The organism is Streptomyces sp. ERV7 (assembly GCF_001653515.1).
Lineage (GTDB): Bacteria > Actinomycetota > Actinomycetes > Streptomycetales > Streptomycetaceae > Streptomyces.
This window is the reverse complement of sequence record NZ_LYOY01000029.1, coordinates 286595-306907: the sequence shown is the minus strand read 5'-3', so window position 1 is coordinate 306907 and position 20313 is coordinate 286595. Positions and strand designations below refer to the sequence as shown.

The 20313-nt window shown below is 69.6% G+C and carries 13 protein-coding genes and 1 pseudogene; 4 read left to right on the top strand and 10 right to left on the bottom strand.

Annotated features, from left to right (window positions below):
* Positions 1-19 precede the first annotated feature (19 nt).
* A pseudogene (locus A8W25_RS07680) lies at positions 20-1899 on the bottom strand (bifunctional metallophosphatase/5'-nucleotidase).
* A gap of 186 nt (positions 1900-2085) precedes the next feature.
* On the bottom strand, positions 2086-4215 hold the full coding sequence (locus A8W25_RS07675) for an NPCBM/NEW2 domain-containing protein (protein WP_067157955.1): 2130 nt from the start codon (positions 4213-4215) through the stop codon (positions 2086-2088).
* A 239-nt stretch (positions 4216-4454) separates the two neighbouring features.
* On the opposite strand from A8W25_RS07675, the gene pyk reads away from it, so the two are divergent.
* The 3 genes from pyk to A8W25_RS07660 all read left to right on the top strand — a co-directional run bounded on the left by pyk (position 4455) and on the right by A8W25_RS07660 (position 7792).
* Positions 4455-5891: a pyruvate kinase gene (pyk, locus tag A8W25_RS07670; protein WP_067157952.1), complete on the top strand. Its 1437-nt coding sequence runs from the start codon at positions 4455-4457 to the stop codon at positions 5889-5891.
* A gap of 185 nt (positions 5892-6076) precedes the next feature.
* A complete protein-coding gene (locus A8W25_RS07665; protein ID WP_067157949.1) occupies positions 6077-7030 on the top strand; it encodes a DUF4331 family protein in 954 nt (317 codons plus the stop codon).
* Between the two features lie 111 nt (positions 7031-7141).
* On the top strand, positions 7142-7792 hold the full coding sequence (locus tag A8W25_RS07660; RefSeq protein ID WP_067157946.1) for an ANTAR domain-containing response regulator: 651 nt from the start codon (positions 7142-7144) through the stop codon (positions 7790-7792).
* A 77-nt stretch (positions 7793-7869) separates the two neighbouring features.
* Here A8W25_RS07660 and A8W25_RS07655 read toward each other — a convergent pair whose 3' ends face one another.
* From A8W25_RS07655 to A8W25_RS07620, 8 genes are all read right to left on the bottom strand, one after another.
* Entirely contained in the window at positions 7870-8586 is a 717-nt protein-coding gene (locus A8W25_RS07655) for an ABC transporter ATP-binding protein (RefSeq protein WP_067157942.1), read from the bottom strand.
* Positions 8583-9572, bottom strand: coding sequence for an ABC transporter ATP-binding protein (locus tag A8W25_RS07650; RefSeq protein WP_067157939.1), 990 nt, complete (start codon positions 9570-9572; stop codon positions 8583-8585). Before A8W25_RS07650 ends, A8W25_RS07655 begins: the two co-directional genes overlap by 4 nt.
* Positions 9573-9577: 5 nt before the next feature.
* Positions 9578-11362 carry a branched-chain amino acid ABC transporter permease gene (locus tag A8W25_RS07645; protein WP_067160782.1) on the bottom strand — a complete coding sequence of 595 codons (1785 nt, stop codon included), beginning with the start codon at positions 11360-11362 and terminating at the stop codon, positions 9578-9580.
* Between the two features lie 5 nt (positions 11363-11367).
* A complete protein-coding gene (locus A8W25_RS07640; RefSeq protein WP_067157936.1) occupies positions 11368-12300 on the bottom strand; it encodes a branched-chain amino acid ABC transporter permease in 933 nt (310 codons plus the stop codon).
* Between the two features lie 149 nt (positions 12301-12449).
* Positions 12450-13679, bottom strand: coding sequence for a branched-chain amino acid ABC transporter substrate-binding protein (locus A8W25_RS07635; protein ID WP_199831696.1), 1230 nt, complete (start codon positions 13677-13679; stop codon positions 12450-12452).
* A 489-nt stretch (positions 13680-14168) separates the two neighbouring features.
* Positions 14169-14495, bottom strand: a complete 327-nt coding sequence (locus A8W25_RS07630) for a hypothetical protein (protein ID WP_067157930.1) — start codon at positions 14493-14495, stop codon at positions 14169-14171.
* A 1-nt stretch (position 14496) separates the two neighbouring features.
* On the bottom strand, positions 14497-14964 hold the full coding sequence (locus A8W25_RS07625) for a PaaI family thioesterase (protein WP_067157927.1): 468 nt from the start codon (positions 14962-14964) through the stop codon (positions 14497-14499).
* Positions 14965-15057: 93 nt separating this feature from the next.
* Complete coding sequence (locus A8W25_RS07620; RefSeq protein ID WP_067157924.1) at positions 15058-17340, bottom strand: FdhF/YdeP family oxidoreductase; 2283 nt, start codon at positions 17338-17340, stop codon at positions 15058-15060.
* Between the two features lie 132 nt (positions 17341-17472).
* On the opposite strand from A8W25_RS07620, the gene polA reads away from it, so the two are divergent.
* Positions 17473-20181, top strand: a complete 2709-nt coding sequence (gene polA / locus A8W25_RS07615; RefSeq protein WP_067157921.1) for a DNA polymerase I — start codon at positions 17473-17475, stop codon at positions 20179-20181.
* Positions 20182-20313: the final 132 nt, after the last annotated feature.

Here is a 20313-nt window from a genome sequence, read left to right as displayed (position 1 = left end):
GCCTGTCCTTGAGACAGGCCTAGAAGACGGCGACCCCGTCCCGGACCAGCTTCCAGTCCACGGAGGCGAACGCGGCGGGGTCGACGACCCCCTTCGCCTTCACCCAGCCGATGATCGTGTTCCGGATCTCCTCGGAGTTCGACCACAGCGCCTTCGCCCCGGCGACGTGCGGGAAGTTCCCGCCACCGTTGGCGCGGTAGTTGTTGACGGCGAGCACGAACTGCGCCGCCGGGTCCAGCGGCTTGCCCTGGAACGTGAGGTTCGCGATCCGGGAACCGGCCGGCTTCGCGATGTCGATGTCGTACACCAGCCCCGACACCGCGTCGTAGTTGTAGTCCGGCGTGCTGTCCGCGTTCGTCAGCTTCGCCGGGTCGACCGGCGCCCCGGCCGGCGTCTGGACGTAGTACCGCGCCGAGAACTCCAGATAGTCCTTGAGCTGGGCGCCCGTCAGCAGCCGTGCCTCCAGCGTGTTCTCGAACGGGTAGAGCCCGGCCGCGTCCTTGATGGTGACCTGGCCGGCCGGGATGACGGCCGTGCGCGAGAAGCAGGACGCCTGCGAGAGGACCGGCAGGGCCGCGTAGGCGCCGCCCGCGAGCGCCGCCTTCACGGTGTCCACCTGGACGGCGTCTGCGAGAGGACCGGCAGGGCCGCGTAGGCGCCGCCCGCGAGCGCCGCCTTCACGGTGTCCACCTGGACGGCGTTGATCAGGTCGATGATCGGCTCGTCCTTCCAGGCCGCCTCGGCGGTGCTCATCGCCGCCTTCGACGTGCCGATGACCTGGTTGACGTACGCCACGACCTTCCGGTGCTCGTCGGAGAGCAGCCGGACGATCTTCGGGTCCTCGGCGGCGGTGTTGGAGTTGAGGACCTTGGCGCCCGCCTTCTCGACCGTCCAGCGGCCCTTCTCCCACACCAGGTCGAAGTCGAACACGGTCAGCCGCTGGCCCCACTTCAGGGGCTCGGAGAGCACGACCTCCTTGCCGGTCTGCTTGTTCGCCACGCGGTACTCGGGAATCTCCGTGTGCGCGTGCCCGACCAGGATCGCGTCGATCCCCGGCACCTGCTGGGCCACGAGCGCGGCCGCGTTCTCGATGTAGGGCAGCTGGTCGCCGTACGACGAGGTGCCCGAGGAGCCCGAGTGGGCGGCCACGACGACCACGTCCGCGCCCATCGAGCGCAGCTTGGGCACGAACTTCGCGGCCTGCTCCTCAAGGCCCGGGAAGACCATCTTGCCGCTGACGTTGGCCTTGTCCCAGATGGCGATGCCGGGGTTGGTGAGACCGAGGATCGCGACGCGCACGTCCCGCCCGTGCGGGGTGCGCAGCCGCTTGATGACGTACGGCGGGAAGGCCGGCTTCAGCGTCTTGGCGTCCAGCGCGTTGGCGCCGAGCAGCGGGAAGCGGCACTGCTCCTCGAACTTGCGCAGCACCGGGATGCCGTAGTTGAACTCGTGGTTGCCGAGGGCGGCGGCGTGGTAGCCGATGGCGTTCATGGCCTGCGCCATCGGGTGCACCGGGCCGTGCTTGGCCGTGATCGGGTCGACCTTGGCGTAGTAGTACGACAGCTGGGTGCCCTGGATGGTGTCACCCGCGTCGATCATCAGGGTGTTGGGGCGGCCCTTCTCCTTGCGGACCTGCTCGACGAGCGTGGAGATCTTGGCGAGGCCGACGTCGTTGTGCGCCTTGTCGTCGAACTCCTTGTCCGTGAAGTAGTCCCAGTTGAAGACGTTGCCGTGCAGGTCGGTGGTGCCCATGACGCTGAACGAGTACCGCTTGGGCGCACGCCCGTGGCCGTGCCCGTGCTCGTGGGCCTCGGCGGGGGCCGCGACACCCCCGGCTATGGCCGCGCCGGCTCCGGCGGCGGCCGTGGTGCCCAGGAACGTCCTACGGTTCAGCGGCATGTGATGCACTCCCTGACGGTGTGTTACGCGCGTAGACGTCGATACGCGACGCGCGTAGAAGGTCCAGAGGATTTTGGCGCAGAACCGGCCATCCGCAACACCCCTGGCAGGTTTCGATCGGATGACCACGAGAAAACACGCGGTCCCGGACGGCCTCGCCGCCCGGGACCGCTCTGCCGTGCTCGCCTACGCGCAGGTCAGCCGGGGCCCCGCCCAGTCCCCGTGGTCGTAGTCGATGCCGTCGCCCGCGTCCGTCACGACGAGCCGTACCTCCATCGCCCCCGTGACGTCCGCGCTGAGCGAGCGCGCCGCGTCCGCCGACGTCATCCTGCCGCTCTCGGCGGCCAGCGTCCCGTCGCGCCAGATCTGGAAGACGACCGACCCCTTGGTGGTGACCTCGTCGTCCACCCCCACCGCCGTGGTCAGCGCGGAGCAGCTGCCGCCCAGGTAGTACGAGACGGAGCTCGGGGCGTGGGTGCCGAGGCCCTTCGCGTACACCGTCCCGTTGACGGTGAGCGGTGTGCCGTCGCCCGCCGACTGCTCGGCGTTGCTGCGGTCCTTCTCCACCGGCCCCCACCCGTTGGTGGCCGACGCCCAGGTCAGGTCGCTGAGCGCGTGCGCACCGGCCGAGGGGCCGCTGCCGCAGGCCAGTTCGGCGTCGGCCCAGTCGGCGTGGTCGTAGGTGATGCCGTTCCCGCCGTCGGTGACGACGAGGCGCAGCTTGGCCCCGCCCTTGAGGTCGGCGCTCAGGTGCTTGGGCGGATCGGCGGCGGTGCGCACCCCGCTGTCGGCGGCCAGCGTCCCGTCGCGCCAGATCTGGAACCGTACGGATCCGGTGGTCGCCGCCTCGTCGTCGACGCCCACGTCGACCCCGAGCGAGGAGCAGCCGCCGCCCAGGTAGTACGAGATGTCGCTGGGGGCGTGCGTGCCGAGGCCCTTGGCGTAGGTCGTGCCGCCGATGGTCAGGGTGCGGCCGTCGCCCGCCGACTGCTCGCCGTTGCTGCGGTCGCGCTCCACCGGGCCCCAGCCGCCGACCGCCGAGGTCCACGGCAGATCGCTGAGCTGGCTCAGACCGGTCGGCGGCGGCACCGGGCTGCCGGGCGTCACCCGGAGCATGACCGTGCCGTGCGCGGGCACCGACGCGCTGATGGCGCTGGTGGTCGTACCGGTGGCCTTCGACCAGAGGTCCTTGAGGGCGTACGAGGACGCCCCGCCGATCCCGATGTCCTTCACGGTCGTGGAGACCGTCCTGGCCGAGGTGTTCTCGTTGGTCAGCGTGACCGAACGGCCGCCGTCGGCCAGCGGCTTGGACATCACGACCAGACCGCCGGACTGGGAGACGACCGTGCCCTGCTTGCCCAGCGGGTCCTGGTCGACCGCGATCACGTCGGTGTTCTTGAGGATGGCGAGCGTGGAGGCGCTCGCGGTGCGCAGATCGCTGCCGATCAGCAGCGGCGCGGCCATCTGCGACCAGAGGCTGAAGTGGGTGCGGTACTCGGTGTCGGTCATCCCGCCGTTGCCGACCTCCAGCATGTCGGGGTCGTTCCAGGCACCCGGCCCGGCGTACGGCGCCAGCGACTGGTTCTGGTGCGCGATGGAGATCATGCTCGACCAGTTGTCGCTGATGTCGCCGGTGGTCCGCCAGGAGTTGCCGACCGCCGGGGCCCAGGTCCAGGGCTGGTTGGAGCCCCACTCGCAGATGCTGTAGAGGATCGGCCGGCCGGTGGAGCGGGTGGCCGCCGTCAACGCGTCGCCCATGGCCTTGTAGCGCTGTCTGGCGTCGACGCCGCTGTTGTTGCAGTTGTCGTACTTGAGGTAGTCGACGCCCCAGGAGGCCCACAGGTCGGCGTCCTGCTGCTCGTGGCCGAGCCCGCCGGGGAAGCCCTGGACGTCGCAGGTCTTGGTGCCCGCGCTGGAGTAGAGGCCGAACTTCAGGCCCTTGGAGTGCACATAGTCGGCGACGGACTTGATGCCGTGGGGGAAGCGCACCGGGTCGGGGACGAGATCGCCGCCCGCGTCCCGGTTCGGCAGCGCCCAGCAGTCGTCGAGGTTGACGTAGGTGTACCCGGCGTCCTTGAGGCCCTGGGAGACGAAGGTGTCGGCGATCCCCTTGACCATCGTCTCGTTGAACTCGGCCCGGCAGTGCGTGGAGTTCCAGTTGTTGAACCCCATCTGCGGGGTCCGGGCCAGGCCGTTGTCGACGGCCGCGGCGGGTGGCGCGGCCGTGGCGGCGAGGGCGACCAGGCCGCCGGCCAGCAGCGGGAGCGTGGCGAGTGCGGTACCGGCCCGTTTTCTGAACTTCCTGAACGATGACATGTGCGGCTCCGTCGGTGTAGTGGCGCCGAATTCAACGAGGTCGAACGAAAACGAACATATTCCAGCGTTGAGGCCTGAACATGTCAAGGGTTTGCGCCGGGCCCGGGACAGAGCGCCGTCCGCTCATCGGAGCACCCCGGCGCACAATTCAACAGTTGTCAATAACCCTTCATGCAAAGGTTGTTGAGTAGTCATGCCGGACCAATTCTCTACCGGCCGGTAAGGCCTAGGCTCGAAGCATGCGTCGAGCAAAGATCGTCTGTACCCTGGGGCCCGCCACCGACACGTACGACCAGATCAAGGCACTGGTCGAGGCCGGAATGGACATCGCCCGCTTCAACCTCAGCCACGGCACGTACGCCGACCACGAGGAGCGCTATCAGCGCGTGCGCAAGGCGTCCGACGAAACGGGCCGCAGTGTCGGAGTGCTCGCCGACCTTCAAGGCCCGAAGATCCGCCTGGGGCGTTTCCGTGAAGGTCCCGTACTGCTTGAACGCGGCGATGAGTTCACCATCACCGTGGAGAAGGTCGAGGGCGACCGCCACACCTGCGGCACCACCTACTCCGGCCTGGCCGGCGACGTCACCGTCGGGGAGCGCATCCTCGTCGACGACGGCAAGGTGGCCCTGGAGGTCGTCGGCGTCGACGGCCCGCGCGTACGTACCCGGGTCGTCGAGGGCGGCATGGTCTCCGACCACAAGGGCCTCAACCTCCCCGGCGTCGCCGTCTCCGTACCCGCGCTCTCCGAGAAGGACGTCGAGGACCTGCGCTGGGCCCTGCGCACCGGCGCCGACATCGTCGCGCTCTCCTTCGTCCGCAGCGGCCGCGACATCGAGGACGTCCACCGCGTCATGGACGAGGAGGGCCGCCGCGTCCCGGTGATCGCCAAGATCGAGAAGCCGCAGGCCGTCGACAGCATCGACGACATCGTGGCGGCCTTCGACGGAATCATGGTGGCGCGCGGCGACCTGGGCGTCGAAATGCCCCTCGAACAGGTCCCGATCGTCCAGAAGCGGGCCATCAAGCTCGCCAAGCGGAACGCCAAGCCGGTCATCGTGGCCACCCAGATGCTCGACTCGATGATCGACAACTCCCGCCCCACCAGGGCCGAGGCGAGCGACGTGGCCAACGCGGTCATCGACGGCACGGACGCGGTGATGCTCTCCGGCGAGACCAGCGTGGGCAAGTACCCGGTGGAGACCGTCCGGACGATGAGCCGGATCGTCGAGGCGGCCGAGGAGGACGTGCTGGCCAAGGGCCTGCCGCCGCTCACCGAACGCAGCAAGCCCCGCACCCAGGGCGGCGCGGTGGCCCGCGCGGCGGCCGAGATGGGCGACTTCCTGAACGCCAAGTACCTCGTCGCCTTCACCCAGTCCGGCGACACCGTCAAGCGGCTCTCCCGCTACCGCTCGCCGATCCCGCTGCTCGCCTTCACCCCCGACCCGGCCACCCGCTCCCAGCTCAACCTCACCTGGGGCGTGGAGACCTTCCTCGGGCCGCACGTGGAGTCGACGGACGCGATGGTCGCCCAGGTCGACGAACAACTCCTGAAGATCGGCCGCTGCCGGCGGGGCGACATCGTGGTCATCACGGCGGGCTCCCCGCCCGGGGTCCCCGGCTCGACCAACCTCGTCCGCGTCCACCACATCGGCGAGGACGACAGCCCCACGGGCTGAGAGCCTGTCTTCGAACCCCCGCCTGCGCCCCGACGCCCGGTGCGTGCGCCCTCCGGGCGGACAACGGGGGGTCGAAGACAGGCTCTGAGTACGTCGCCCGCACCGGCGACCCGGCCGGGCCGAAGGGATGACCCGACGGCCCGGCCTCGGGGCCCCGGGCCGGGGTCCGCCGTCACGCTGACGCCATGTCACATCACCTCAGCGGGCCGAACCTCCGCTCGCCCATGGACGACGCGCGCCTCGACCTGACGGACGTGTTCGCCTTCACGGTCCCCGGCGGCCGCACCGTCCTGATCATGAACGTCAACCCGATCGCCCCCACCGGCGGCCGGGCCTTCCACCCGGACGCCGTCTACCGCCTCAACATCGACACCGACGGCGACCACCGGGCCGACATCGCCTACAGCTTCACCTTCTCCGACCCGGCCGACGACGGGGAGCAGACCCTCACCGTCCACCGGGCCACCGGCGCCGAGGCCCGTGCGCACGAGGCCGCCGGCACCCCGCTGTTCACCGACGCGCCCGTCAGCTTCGGCCCCCATCCGCTGGTCACCGAGGCGGGCCAGTACCTGGTCTCGGCCGGGCTGCGCAGCGACCCCTTCTTCGCGGACCTCGACGGCATCGTCAAGGACTTCCAGTGGACCGGCACCGACTGGGGCGCCGACAAGAACGTCTTCGGCATCGTCCTGGAGGTGCCCGACGCCGAACTCGGCGCCGACCCCGTGATCGGCGTCTGGGCCCGTGTCAGCGTCCACCAGCGGGGCAGCCTGACGTCGGTGGACCGGGGCGCCCACCCCTCGCTCACGGCCTACTTCAACGCGGAGGAGGTCAAGGACGCCTACAACGCGGGCGAACCGGCCGACGACTGGGACACCTACCGCGCCCCCTGGACAGCGGTCCTCGGGCACACCGGCGGCTACTCGCAGGAGTCGGCCGAAGCGGCCCTGCGCACGGTGCTGCCCGACGTCCTGCGCTACGACCGGAGCAGGCCGGCCGCGTACCCCAACGGGCGCACGCTCACGGACGACGTGACCTCGGCGAGGCTGGCCATGGTCTCGGGCGGGAAGGTCCCCACGGACCACATCGGCCCGCACACGGACCTGCTGCCGGAGTTCCCCTACCTCGGCACACCGCACTGAGGCCCAGGGCCCCTGCCGTACGAGGTAGGCGGCTACCCGCCGTGACCACACCTTACCGCAGCTGGGTACGCTCTTGGGAAGCAGTACTTTGCCCCGCAACAAGGAGCCCCCGTGACCGCCCCCGAGTCGCCCCAGCCCGTCGCCGACGACGACCAGTCGCACGTCCCGCCGCTGACGACCCGTGTCGTCATCGCCGAGGACGAGGCCCTCATCCGCCTCGACCTCAAAGAGATGCTCGAAGAAGAGGGCTACGCGGTCGTCGGTGAGGCCGGGGACGGGCAGACGGCCGTCGACCTCGCCCGGGAGCACCGCCCCGACCTGGTCATCCTCGATGTGAAGATGCCGGTCCTGGACGGCATCTCGGCCGCCGAGCAGATCGCCAAGGACTCCATCGCGCCCGTCCTGATGCTCACCGCGTTCTCGCAGCGCGACCTGGTGGAGCGGGCCCGGGACGCCGGGGCGATGGCGTACCTGGTGAAGCCGTTCTCCAAGAGCGACGTGGTGCCCGCGATCGAGATGGCGGTGTCGCGGTTCACCGAGCTGAAGGCGCTGGAGCAGGAGGTCGCGGACCTCTCCCAGCGCCTGGAGACGCGCAAGCTGGTCGACCGCGCCAAGTCGATCCTCCAGACCCAGTACGGGCTGACCGAGCCGGCCGCGTTCCGCTGGATCCAGAAGACGTCGATGGACCGCCGGCTGTCGATGCAGCAGGTCGCGGAGGCGGTCATCGAGGACGCCGAGGAGAAGAAGGCGGCGAAGGGCTAGTTCCGGCCCGAGCCGGACGCGGTACGGCCCGCACCACTGATCAGTGGTGCGGGCCGTATCCGTACAGCGTGGGGACGCTAGTCCTCGCCGAGGTACGTCTTGCGGACGTTCTCGTCGTGGAGGAGGTCCTGGCCGGAGCCGGAGAGCTTGATCTCGCCGACCTCCATCACATGGGCGTGGTCCGCCAGGGACAGCGCGGCCTGGGCGTTCTGCTCGACGAGCAGGATCGTGGTGCCCTGGGCCTTGAGCTCGACGATGGTCTCCATGATCTTCTGCATCATGATCGGGGAGAGGCCCATCGACGGCTCGTCCAGCATCAGCAGCTTGGGCTGGGACATCAGCGCCCGGCCCATCGCGAGCATCTGCTGCTCACCGCCGGACAGTGTGCCGGCCGCCTGCTTGCGCCGTTCGCCCAGGATGGGGAACAGCTCGTAGGCGCGCTGGATGTCCTTCTCGATGCCGTCCTTGTCGCTCCGCAGAAACGCTCCGAGCTGGAGGTTCTCGGCGATGGACAGCCGCGGGAAGATATGCCGGCCCTCGGGGGAGTGGGCGAGTCCCAGCGCGACGATCTTGTGCGCGGGGATGTTCGACAGGGGCTTCCCGTCGAAGGTGATCCGCCCGCCGGAGGGCTTGAGGAGCCCGGACAGGGTCCGCAGGGTGGTGGTCTTGCCGGCGCCGTTGGTGCCGATGAGCGTGACGACCTGGCCCGCCTCGACGCTGAAGGAGATCCCCTTGACGGCCTCGATCTTGCCGTAGGCGACGCGGAGGTCCTCGACTTCCAGAAGAGCGGTCACTGGGAGTCTCCTTCGGTACGGGTCTTTCCTGGAGCGTCGGTCTCGGCCTCGGCGGCATCGGTCCCGGCCTCGGCCGAAGAGGCATCCGCCTCGGCCGGCGCGGCCTCCGGGGAGGCGGGAGCCTCGGCGGAATCCGCCTCGGCGGCCTCGGCCGCTGCCGCTGCCGCCGCCTCGACCTCCGCGACCTCCTCGTCCCCGGGCGCCCCCTCGAAGGGGGTGCCGAGGTACGCCGCGACGACGCGCTCGTCGCCCTGCACCACGTCGGACGTGCCCTCGACGAGCTTCTCGCCCTGGAGCAGCACCGTCACGCGGTCGCACAGGTTGAAGATGAAGCGCATGTCGTGCTCGATGACGAGAACGGCGATGCCCATGTCCCGGATGGCGAAGACCAGTTCCTCGGTGGTCCGGGTCTCCTGCGGGTTCATACCGGCGGTCGGCTCGTCCAGGAGCAGCAGCCCCGGCTCGCTCGCCAGCGCCCGGGCGATCTCCAGCTTGCGCTGCTCGCCGTAGGGCAGGTTGCGGGCGAGGTGGTCCGCCTTGTGCTCCAGGCCGATGAACTCCAGGAGTTCCATGGCCCGTTCACGGGACTTCGCCTCGGCCTTCTTGAAGCCGGGGCCGCGCAGCAGGGCGGACCAGAGGCCCTCCTTGGTGCGGGTGTGCCGCCCGACGAGCACGTTCTCCAGAACGGTCATATTGGCGAAGAGCCGGATGTTCTGGAAGGTGCGCGCTATGCCGGCCTGGGTGACCAGGTGCGGCTTGGGCGGGAGCACGGTCCCCTTGTACGAGACCTTGCCCTCGGTGGGGACGTAGAGCCCCGTGAGGCAGTTGAAGAAGGTGGTCTTGCCGGCGCCGTTGGGGCCGATGAGACCGACGATCTCGCCGGTGTTGACGGTGAGGTCGACGTTGCGTACGGCGGTCAGACCGCCGAACCGCATGGTGACGCCGGACGCTTCGAGCACCGGGCTGGGGGCGATGGTGGTGGTCATGATGGTTACGCCTCCGCCTTGGTGACGCCGACGGTGGTGTCCGGAAGTCCCTGTTCGGGCACGTCCAGTTGGCCGGTCTCGTGGAATTCGAGCTGGCGGCGCCGGTTGGCGACGATGCCCTCGGGCCGGAACCGCATCAGCAGGATGAGGGCGACGCCGAAGCCGAAGAGCTCGTACTCCTTGAGGAAGCCCAGCTTCTCGGGGATGAGGTAGAGCAGCGAGGCGCCCAGGAGCGGACCGCTCACCGTTCCCATACCGCCGAGGACGACGGCCGCGAGCAGGAAGGCCGAGTTGGGCGGGGCCGCACCGGCGAACTGGAAGGGGCTCGGCACCACGCTGTAGTTGACGTGGGCGAAGACCGTACCCGCGAGACCGGCGAGGGAGGCGCCCAGGGCGAAGGCGATGAGCTTGACCCGGAAGCCGTTGATGCCCATGGCGGTGGCGGCGGTCTCGTCCTCGCGGATCGCGATCCAGGAGCGGCCGATACGGGAGTTCGCGGCGCGGTTGAAGACGAGCACGATGAGCGCCGTGATCAGCAGCATCAGGAACAGGTAGTTGCCGAAGCGGCCGATGGTGCGTCCGGCGATGTCGTGCGCGGCACCGAGGTTGAAGCCGAAGATCTCCAGGTCGGGGATCTGGGAGATGCCGTTGGGGCCGTTGGTGAGGTTGGGGCCCGAGGCGCCGTCGAGGTTGTTGACGGTGATCCGGAAGATCTCTCCGAAGCCCAGGGTGACGATCGCCAGATAGTCGCCGCGGAGCCTCAGCGTCGGTGCGCCGATGATCACGCCGAAGACGAGTGACGCTCCCATACCGATCAGCGCGGCGGCCCAGAACGGGACCTGCACACCGGAGAAGCGGGAGAACTCGGAGCCGGAGACCAGCGCGGCCGCGTAGGCGCCGACGCCGAGGAAGGCCACGTAACCGAGGTCGAGCAGTCCGGTGAGGCCGACGACGATGTTGAGGCCGAGGGCGACGGTGCCGAAGATGAGGATGTTGGCGCCGAGGTTGGCGTTGTGGTCCTCGCTCTGGGTGAAGGGGAAGATCACGGCCGCGAGGAACACGGCGGTGGTGGCGAACCCCTTGTGCTGGACGTTGAGCTCGGTGAACCGCTCGAAGAGCCCGGCGGCGAACAGCGCCATCGAGCCGAACAGGACCAGGAGCAGCAGACCGATGAAGGTCTCGCTCTCCTCGTTGTCGACACCGATGCCGTACGTGAAGACGACCAGGCCGAGCGCGGTCGCCAGCGAGATGATCAGACGCTGGGCCCAGCTGGGCAGCGGCGCGGCCGCCGGGATGCCGTCCGGCTTGGCGATGTGGTCGCGCAGCGAGCGGCCCGGGTGGGGCAGCGCGAGCGCGCCGACGACCGGCAGGATCGAGGCGACGGCGGCGACGAACGCGCCCGGCTCCAGGTTGGCGAGGCCGCCCAGGTCGTAGGCGATGGCGATCACGGTGTACCAGACGACCGCGAACGCGGAGAACGCGGCGAGGAGCACCGGGTTGTTGGTGCCGCCCGGGTTGAGCCAGCCCAGACCCCGGACCTTGTAGCCCGCGAGGGCGTACAGCAGGGTGAGCGCTCCGGCGACCAGGGTGAGGGTCTGGAGCCCGGCGGGGTAGCCGGTCACGGTGAGGTCGCCCGGGAACTCGGAGGTCCAGGTCCAGGCGAGGAAGGTGGAGGCGATGGTGGCGACGGCGCCGATCGCGATCAGCAACTGGGCCACGGGCGCGGGCAGCGGGACGATGCCGCGCGGCTCGGCCGGGGTGGCGACGTTCTTGACGGTGCTGGTGGTCATGTCGATCACGCCCTGTCCGCGACGCGTTCGCCCACCAGGCCTTGTGGCCTGAAGAGCAGGACGAGGATGAGGAGGACGAACGCCCAGACGTTCGCCCAGCCCGAGCCGCCGAGCTGCTGCATCCCGGGAACGTCGGCGATGTACGCGCTGGCCATGGTCTCGGCGAGGCCGAGGACCACACCGCCGATCATGGCGCCGTAGATGTTGCCGATACCGCCGAGGACGGCGGCGGTGAACGCCTTGAGACCGGCCTGGAAGCCCATCTCGTACTTGATGGAGCCGTACTTGAGGCCCCAGGCGATACCCGCGACAGCGGCGAAGATGCCGCCGATGGCGAAGGCGATCATGATGATGCGGTTGGTGTCGATGCCCATGAGCTGGGCGGTGTCCGGGTCCTGCGCGGTGGCCTGCATGGCGCGGCCGGTGCGCGAGGAGCGGACGAACAGGGCGAGCGCCGCCATACAGAGCGGGGCTGCCGTGATCAGGAAGATGTCACCGGAGCCGAAGGTGACCGAGCCGACGTGGAACGGTCCGCCCGGGAGCTGCGGGAACCGCTCGTCGTTCTTGGCGTCCGGGTACCAGTTGAAGACCGCCTGCTGGAGCGCGAGCGAGAGTCCGATCGCGGTGATCAGCGGTGCGAGCCGTGGCGCGCTGCGCAGTGGTCGGTAGGCGAAGCGTTCCGCTCCCAGTGCGATGAGCACGGAGACGAGTGCGCCGCCGATGAGCATCAGGGGGAGGGCTATCCACATGGATATGCCGTCGGGCAGCACGTAGAGGTAGACCGTGAGTCCGCCGAAGGCGCCGGTCATGAAGATCTCGCCGTGGGCGAAGTTGATGAGCTGGACGATGCCGTACACCATCGTGTAGCCGATGGCGATCAGCCCGTACATCGAGCCGAGGAGCAGCCCGTTGGCCAGCTGTTGCGGCAGAGTGTGCACCGCATGGCCTCCATGTGGATGGGGAGTGAGTGCAAGGGGAGTAGACGTCGGGCCGCGCGGTAGACGGTTGTCGTGGCCGCGCGGCCCTGTTGTCGTGCGGTGGAGCGGTGGTGCTGTGGTGCTGTGGAACAGGTCGTACGGGGGCTGGATCAGCCGGCGTCGTACGTGCCGCTCTTGACGGCCTTCCACTTACCGTTGGTGACCTGGTAGACGGTCAGCCGCTTGTTGGTGGTGTCACCGAACTCGTCGAACGAGACCTTGCCGGCGATACCGTCGAACTGGCTCTTCTGGACCTCGGCGACGATCTGCTGACGGGCGTCGGCCGGGACCTTGCCGTCCTTCACCACGTTGCCGACGGCCTTGATGATCGCGGTGGCCGCGTCGTACGAGTAGCCGCCGTAGGTGCCGTAGTCGCCCGGGTACTTCTTGTCCTTGTACTTCTGGATGAAGTCCTTGGCGGCGGGCAGACCGTCGACGGGCTCGCCGACCGAGGTGGCGAGGTCGCCCTCACCGGCCTTGCCGGCGGTGGTGATGAAGGTGTCGCTGTAGATGCCGTCGCCGCCGAAGAGCGGGATCTTGGCGCCCGAGTCCTTGAGCTGCTTGGTGACGATCTGCGCCTCGTCGTACTGACCGCCGTAGTAGACGAGGTCGGCACCCGAGGTCTTGATCTTGGTGACGAGGGAGGCGAAGTCCTTGTCGCCCACGTTGACGTGGTCCTCGCCGGCGACCTTGCCGCCCGCCTTGGTGAAGCCCTGCTTGAAGAGCCCGGCCAGGCCGGCGCCGTAGGTCTGCTTGTCGTCGACGACGAAGACGCTCTTCTTCTTCAGGGTGTTGACCGCGTAGTCCGCCGCGAAGCCGCCCTGGATGGCGTCGGTGGTGGCGGTGCGGAAGTAGGTCTTGAACGGGCGGGTCTTGTTCCCGGCCGCCCAGTTCTTGCCCTGGGTCAGGGTGGGGTTGGTGTTCGAGGGGGAGATCTCGACGAGGTTGGCGGTCGCGAAGACCTGCTGCATCGTCTGGGCGACGCCGGAGTTCAGCGGGCCGACCACACCGAGGACGTCCTTGTTGGCGACGAGCGCGGTGGCGTTCTGCTGGCCGGTCGGCGGCAGCGCCTTGTCGTCCAGCGCCTTGACCGCGAATTTGACGCCGGGGACCAGGTTCTTGGCGTTGGCGTCGTCGACGGCGATCTGCACGCCGTACTGGATGCCGAGGCCGGTGGCGGAGTTCTGGCCGGTCAGGGGTGCGTCGACACCGATGACCACGGTCGTCGTCTTGCCGCCGCCGCCGTTGTCGTCCTTCTTGTCGCGCGATCCGCACGCGGTGAGGGTGAGCGCCCCCGTGGTGAGCACGGTGGTGAGTATGAGCAAGGAACGGTGTCGCACGATATGTCCTCTCCCTGGCGCGACGCCTCCGCTGAGACGCCGTGTGACTCGCCGGGCCGTACTGGGTTGGTACAGGGGCCGTGCAGCAGACGCGCCCGGCGGCGCGGTGACTGGCCGTGACTCTAGGCGCAGGTGCTGAGTCGGGGACCAGGGAAGGTCAGGATGTGACTTTCTTGTTATGACGAGCGGACACGCCGAGGGGAGCTCTGTGGACAGATGGGGGCATTGCTGAGCCCGAAGAGCGCCCACATACTGAGAATTCCCAGTTCCGCTAAGGGGCTTGAGCGGATCTTGCTACTGACACCGGCCCCGGCGGGGCTACGGGCCCCACCTGCGGCGATACGCCGGGGCGGGGATTTCCGTAATGATCTTGTGAATGTCGACCGGAGCCCCGGATCCCGTTTATCCATTTCGCCCGAGTTACGGAGCGTTACGATCGGGAGTGGCCGGAAGATTGGTATGGACCCGGTAACGGTCTCGACGTCACCCCTAGTGCGCACCACCCCCCATCGCACCGCGCAGAGCAGTGCACTCCTCTCGCGCCCGGCGATCTATCAGCCGCAGCGCGGCCTCGGTGCCGTGCGCGCGCTGCTCGCTCCGGGCGGCGGCGACGATCCGCTCGTGGATCGCGTGCTGGTCGATCGAGAACCCCTTCTGCTCCCAGTCGAGCCCCGACCAGCGGTTGCCCTGGATCATGGCCCGCGCCCAGTAGTCGACCAGCAGCCGGCAGTCCTCCTCCGGAGTGCTGGTCGAGGGCGCCGGAACGGCAGTGACGGACGACGCGGCCCGCCCCCCGCCGGAACACGGAGGGGCCAACTCACCCCTTGGACGGCTCCGCATCCCGCAACAGACAAGTCAACCGAGCCGAACACACCCGCTTGCCGTCCTCATCCGTGATCACGACCTCGTACGTCGCCGTGGACCGCCCCCGATGCACCGGCGTAGCCACCCCCGTCACCAGCCCACTCCGCACCCCCCGGTGATGCGTGCAGTTCAGATCGACCCCCACCGCGATCTTGGAGATCCCGCCGTGCAGCATCGCCCCCACCGACCCGAGCGTCTCGGCCAGCACCGCCGAGGCCCCGCCGTGCAGCAGCCCGTACGGCTGGGTGTTGCCCTCGACCGGCATCGTGCCGACGACCCGCTCCGCCGAGGCCTCCAGGACCTGCACGCCCATCCGGGTGCCGAGGTGCCCCGCGGAGAACAGCGCGGGCAGGTCGATGCCCAGCGCCGCGTACTCGTCGATGATCTCCTGCGGGAACTTCACCTTGCTCTGCTCACCCATGGGCGGGACTCCGATCGTGGTCCGGTTCCGTCAGGCCGTCTGGCCGTCCGGCCGGCCGATCCCAAGGATCCGCCGGCCTGTCTGAGCGAACGCTTAGACGGTCGCCGATTGTTCCAGACGTACGATCACGGACTTGCTGGCAGGGGTGTTACTGGTGTCCGCCGTGGAATCCAGCGGCACCAGCACGTTGGTCTCCGGGTAGTACGCCGCCGCGCAGCCCCGCGTCGTCGGGTAGTACACGACACGGAAGCCCGGCGCCCGCCGCTCCACGCCGTCCTTCCACTCGCTCACCAGGTCCGTGTACGAACCGTCCGCGAAGCCCAGCTCCCGCCCGTCCTCGGGGTTCAGGAGGACCACCCGGCGCCCGCCCTTGATGCCCCGGTAACGGTCGTCCAGGCCGTAGATGGTGGTGTTGTACTGGTCGTGCGAGCGCAGGGTCTGCAGCAGCAGCCGCCCCTGGGGCACCGTCGGATACTCCACCGGCGCCGCGGTGAAGTTGGCCTTCCCGGTCGCCGTGGGGAAGCGGCGCTCGTCGCGCGGCGCGTGCGGCAGCCGGAAGCCGCCGGGCTTCGCCACGCGCGCGTTGAAGTCCTCGAAGCCGGGGACCACGCGCGCGATGCGGTCGCGGATCGTCGCGTAGTCCTTCTCGAACTCCTCCCAGTCCACCGAGGACCCCGCGCCGAGCGTGGCGCGCGCGAGGCGGGCGACGATGGCGGGCTCGGAGAGCAGGTGCGGGCTCGCGGGCCTGAGGTTGCCGCGCGAGGAGTGCACCAGCCCCATCGAGTCCTCGACGGTGACGAACTGCTTGCCGCTCTTCTGCACGTCCTTGTCGGTGCGCCCGAGCGTCGGCAGGATCAGCGCGCGGCGGCCGGTCACCGCGTGGGACCGGTTGAGCTTGGTCGACACATGGACGGTGAGCGAGGCGCGGCGCATCGCCGCCTCGGTGACCTCGGTGTCGGGCGTGGCCCCCACGAAGTTGCCGCCCATCGCGAAGAAGACCTTGGCCTTCCCGTCCCGCAGCGCCTCGATGGAGCGCACCACGTCATAGCCGTGGTGGCGCGGCGGTGCGAAGCCGAACTCCTTCTCCAGGGCGTCGAGGAACGCGGGCGCGGGCCGCTCGAAGATGCCCATGGTGCGGTCGCCCTGGACGTTCGAATGGCCGCGCACCGGGCAGACCCCGGCACCGGTGCGGCCGATGTTGCCGCGCAGCAGAAGGAAGTTGACTACTTCCCGGATGGTCGCCACCGCGTGCTTGTGCTGGGTCAGGCCCATCGCCCAGCAGACGATGGTGCGCCTGGAGGCGAGCGCCATGGACAGCGCCTGCTCGATCTCCGCGCGCGTGAGCCCCGTCGCGGCCAGCGTCTCGTCCCAGTCGGCCGCCCGGGCCGCCGCGGCGAACTCCTGGTACCCATGGGTGTGTTCGCGGACGAACAGCTCGTCCACGGCTCCCTCGGTCTCCACGATCAGCTTGTTGAGCAGGCGGAACAGGGCCTGGTCGCCGCCGATGCGGATCTGGAGGAAGAGGTCGTTGAGCTTCTGGCCGCCCAGCGCGAGGCCCTTGGCCGTCTGCGGGTTCTTGAACCGCTCCATGCCCGCCTCGGGCAGCGGGTTCACCGAGATGATCTTCGCGCCCGCCGCCTTGGCCTGCTCCAGGGCCGAGAGCATCCGGGGATGGTTGGTGCCCGGGTTCTGCCCGGCGACGATGATCAGGTCGGCCTGGTGCATGTCCTCCAGGGAGACGCTGCCCTTGCCGATGCCGATGGTCTCGGTGAGCGCCGAGCCCGATGACTCGTGGCACATGTTGGAGCAGTCCGGCAGATTGTTGGTGCCGAACTCGCGCGCGAAGAGCTGGAGCAGGAACGCGGCCTCGTTGCTGGTGCGGCCCGAGGTGTAGAAGAGCGCCTCGTCCGGCGAGTCCAGCGCCTGCAGCTCATCGGCGATGATCTCGAACGCCCGCTCCCAGGTCACCGCCTCGTACCGGTCGGCGCCCTCCGGCAGGTACATCGGCTGGGTGATCCGGCCCTGCTGGCCCAGCCAGTACCCACTGCGGCCCGCGAGGTCGGCGAGCGGGTGCGCGGCGAAGAAGTCCGGGGTGACGCGGCGCAGCGTCGCCTCCTCGGCGACCGCCTTCGCCCCGTTCTCGCAGAACTCCGCCACGTGCCGCTTGTCGCCCTCCGGCCAGGCGCACCCCGGACAGTCGAAGCCGTCCTTCTGGTTGACCTTCAGCAGTGTCCGCGTCGCCCGGGCGACGCCCATCTGCTGCTGGGCCACCAGCGCCGTGTACCCGATGGCGGTGAGCCCGGCGGCGGCGTGCTTGGGCGGCGCGACCTGCGGCGCGTCCTGGACCGGGTCCCCTGCGGGCGGCTTGGTGGCCATGGCGCTCCCCTTCGAGCGACGTGTGCGATACGTACGGTTCCGATCCTGTCACGGGCCACTGACAACCGTCCCGGCACGGTCCCCGCTCCGCACTGGCGGGGATTGTCAGTGGGGCGTGGCAGGATCGGGGTCGTGGCTGAGACAGCATCGAAGAAGACCCCAGACAACCGACCGCGCCTGCTCCTCATGGACGGGCACTCCCTGGCGTACCGGGCGTTCTTCGCGCTGCCCGCGGAGAACTTCACGACCGGCGCAGGTCAGCCGACCAACGCCGTGTACGGCTTCATGTCGATGCTGGCGAACACGCTGCGTGACGAGACGCCGACGCACTTCGCGGTGGCGTTCGACGTGTCGCGCAAGACCTGGCGCTCCGAGGAGTTCCCGGAGTACAAGGCGAACCGCTCGAAGACCCCCGACGAGTTCAAGGGCCAGGTCGAGCTGATCGGCGAGGTCCTGGACGCGATGAACGCCCCGCGCTTCGCGACCGAGGGCTTCGAGGCCGACGACATCATCGCGACGCTCGCCACCCAGGCCGAGGCCGAGGGCTTCGAGGTCCTCATCGTCACCGGCGACCGCGACTCCTTCCAGCTGGTCTCCGAGAGCGTCACGGTGCTCTACCCCACCAAGGGCGTCTCCGAGCTGACCCGCTTCACCCCGGAGAAGGTCGAGGAGAAGTACGGCCTGACCCCGCAGCAGTACCCGGACTTCGCGGCGCTGCGCGGCGACCCGTCCGACAACCTGCCGGGCATCCCCGGCGTGGGCGAGAAGACCGCCGCGAAGTGGATCAACCAGTTCGGCTCCTTCGAGCAGCTGGTCGCGCGCGCCGACGAGGTCAAGGGCAAGGCCGGGCAGAACTTCAGGGACCACCTGGAGGCCGTCAGCCTCAACCGCCGCCTCACCGAGATGGTGCGGGACGTGGAGCTGCCCAAGACCCCGGCCGACCTGGAGCGCGCGCCGTACGACCGGACGGCGCTGATCGGCGTCCTGGACGTGCTGGAGATCCGCAACGCGTCGCTGCGCGAGCGGCTGCTCGCGGTCGACCCGGGCGCGGGCGAGGAGGAGGCCCCGGCCCCCGCCGCCGGAGTGGAGCTCGACGGCGCGGTCCTGGGCGCGGGCGAGCTCGCCCCCTGGCTCGCCGAGCACGGCGCCGGGCCGCTGGGCCTGGCCACCGTCGACGCCTGGGCGCTCGGTACGGGCAGCGTGAGCGAGATCGCGCTGGCCGCCGCCGACGGCCCCGCGGCGTGGTTCGACCCGTCCGAGCTCGACGAGGCCGACGAGCGCGCCTTCGCCGCCTGGATCGCGGACACCGCCAAGCCGAAGGTCCTGCACAACGCGAAGGCCGCGATGCGGGTCTTCCCCGAGCACGGCTGGAGCGTCGCGGGCGTCACCATGGACACGGCGCTTGCCGCGTACCTGGTCAAGCCCGGCCGCCGCTCCTTCGCCCTGGACGCGCTGTCGGTCGAGTACCTGGGCCGCGAGCTCGCCCCGGCGGCCGCCGACGGCCAGCTCGCCTTCGGCGCCGACGACCAGGCCGAGGCCGAGGCCCTGATGACCCAGGCGCGCGCGGTCCTGGACCTGGGCGACGCCTTCAGCGAGCGGCTCAAGGAGGTCGGCGCGGCCGACCTGCTCCACGACGTGGAGCTGCCCACCTCGGCCCTCCTCGCCAAGATGGAGCGGTACGGCATCGCCGCCGACCGCGCCCATCTGGAGGCGATGGAGCAGCAGTTCGCGAGCGCGGTGCAGCAGGCCGTGAAGGAGGCGCACGCCTCGGTGGGCCGCGAGTTCAACCTCGGCTCGCCCAAGCAGCTCCAGGAAGTCCTCTTCGGCGAGCTCGCCCTGCCCAGGACCAAGAAGACGAAGACGGGCTACACGACGGACGCGGACGCGCTGGCGTGGCTGGCCTCCCAGACCGAGCACGAGCTGCCGGTCATCATGCTGCGCCACCGCGAGCAGGCGAAGCTGCGGGTCACCGTCGAGGGTCTGATCAAGACCGTCGCGGCGGACGGCCGCATCCACACCACCTTCAACCAGACCGTCGCGGCGACCGGCCGCCTCTCGTCGACCGACCCCAACCTCCAGAACATCCCGGTGCGTACGGACGAGGGCCGCGCCATCCGCCGGGGCTTCGTGGTCGGCGAGGGCTTCGAGTCGCTGCTCACCGCCGACTACAGCCAGATCGAGCTCCGGGTGATGGCCCACCTCTCGGAGGACGAGGGCCTCATCGAGGCCTTCGCCTCGGGCGAGGACCTGCACACGACGGTCGCGTCCCAGGTCTTCGGCGTCGACAAGACCCAGGTCGACCCGGAGATGCGCCGCAAGATCAAGGCGATGTCGTACGGCCTGGCCTACGGCCTCTCCGCGTTCGGCCTCTCCCAGCAGCTGAACATCGAGGCCGCCGAGGCGCGCGGTCTGATGGACACCTTCTTCGAGCGTTTCGGTGGCGTACGGGACTACCTCCAGCGCGTGGTGGAGGAGGCCAGGGCGACCGGTTACACGGAGACGATGCTCGGCCGCCGCCGCTATCTGCCGGACCTCAACAGCGACAACCGCCAGCGCCGCGAGATGGCCGAGCGGATGGCGCTCAACGCCCCGATCCAGGGCACGGCGGCGGACATCGTCAAGGTCGCCATGCTCAAGGTGGACCACGCCCTGACCGAGGCGGGCCTCACTACCCGTCTGCTGCTCCAGGTCCACGACGAAATCGTCCTGGAGATCGCGCCGGGGGAGCGGGAGAAGGTCGAGGCCCTGGTCCGCCGGGAGATGGCCTCGGCGGTGTCCCTGCGCGCCCCGCTGGACGTGTCGGTGGGCGCCGGCGCGGACTGGGAGTCCGCCGCGCACTGAGCACCGGCCCGGACCACCGGGCCCCGAGGACCTGCCAGCCCGGTGCCGCACCCGGCGGGCAGGTCCTTGTGCGGTGGAGCGGTAGAGGGGAACCGATTCTCCGCCATATCCGGGCAGCCGCCGGGTGACTAA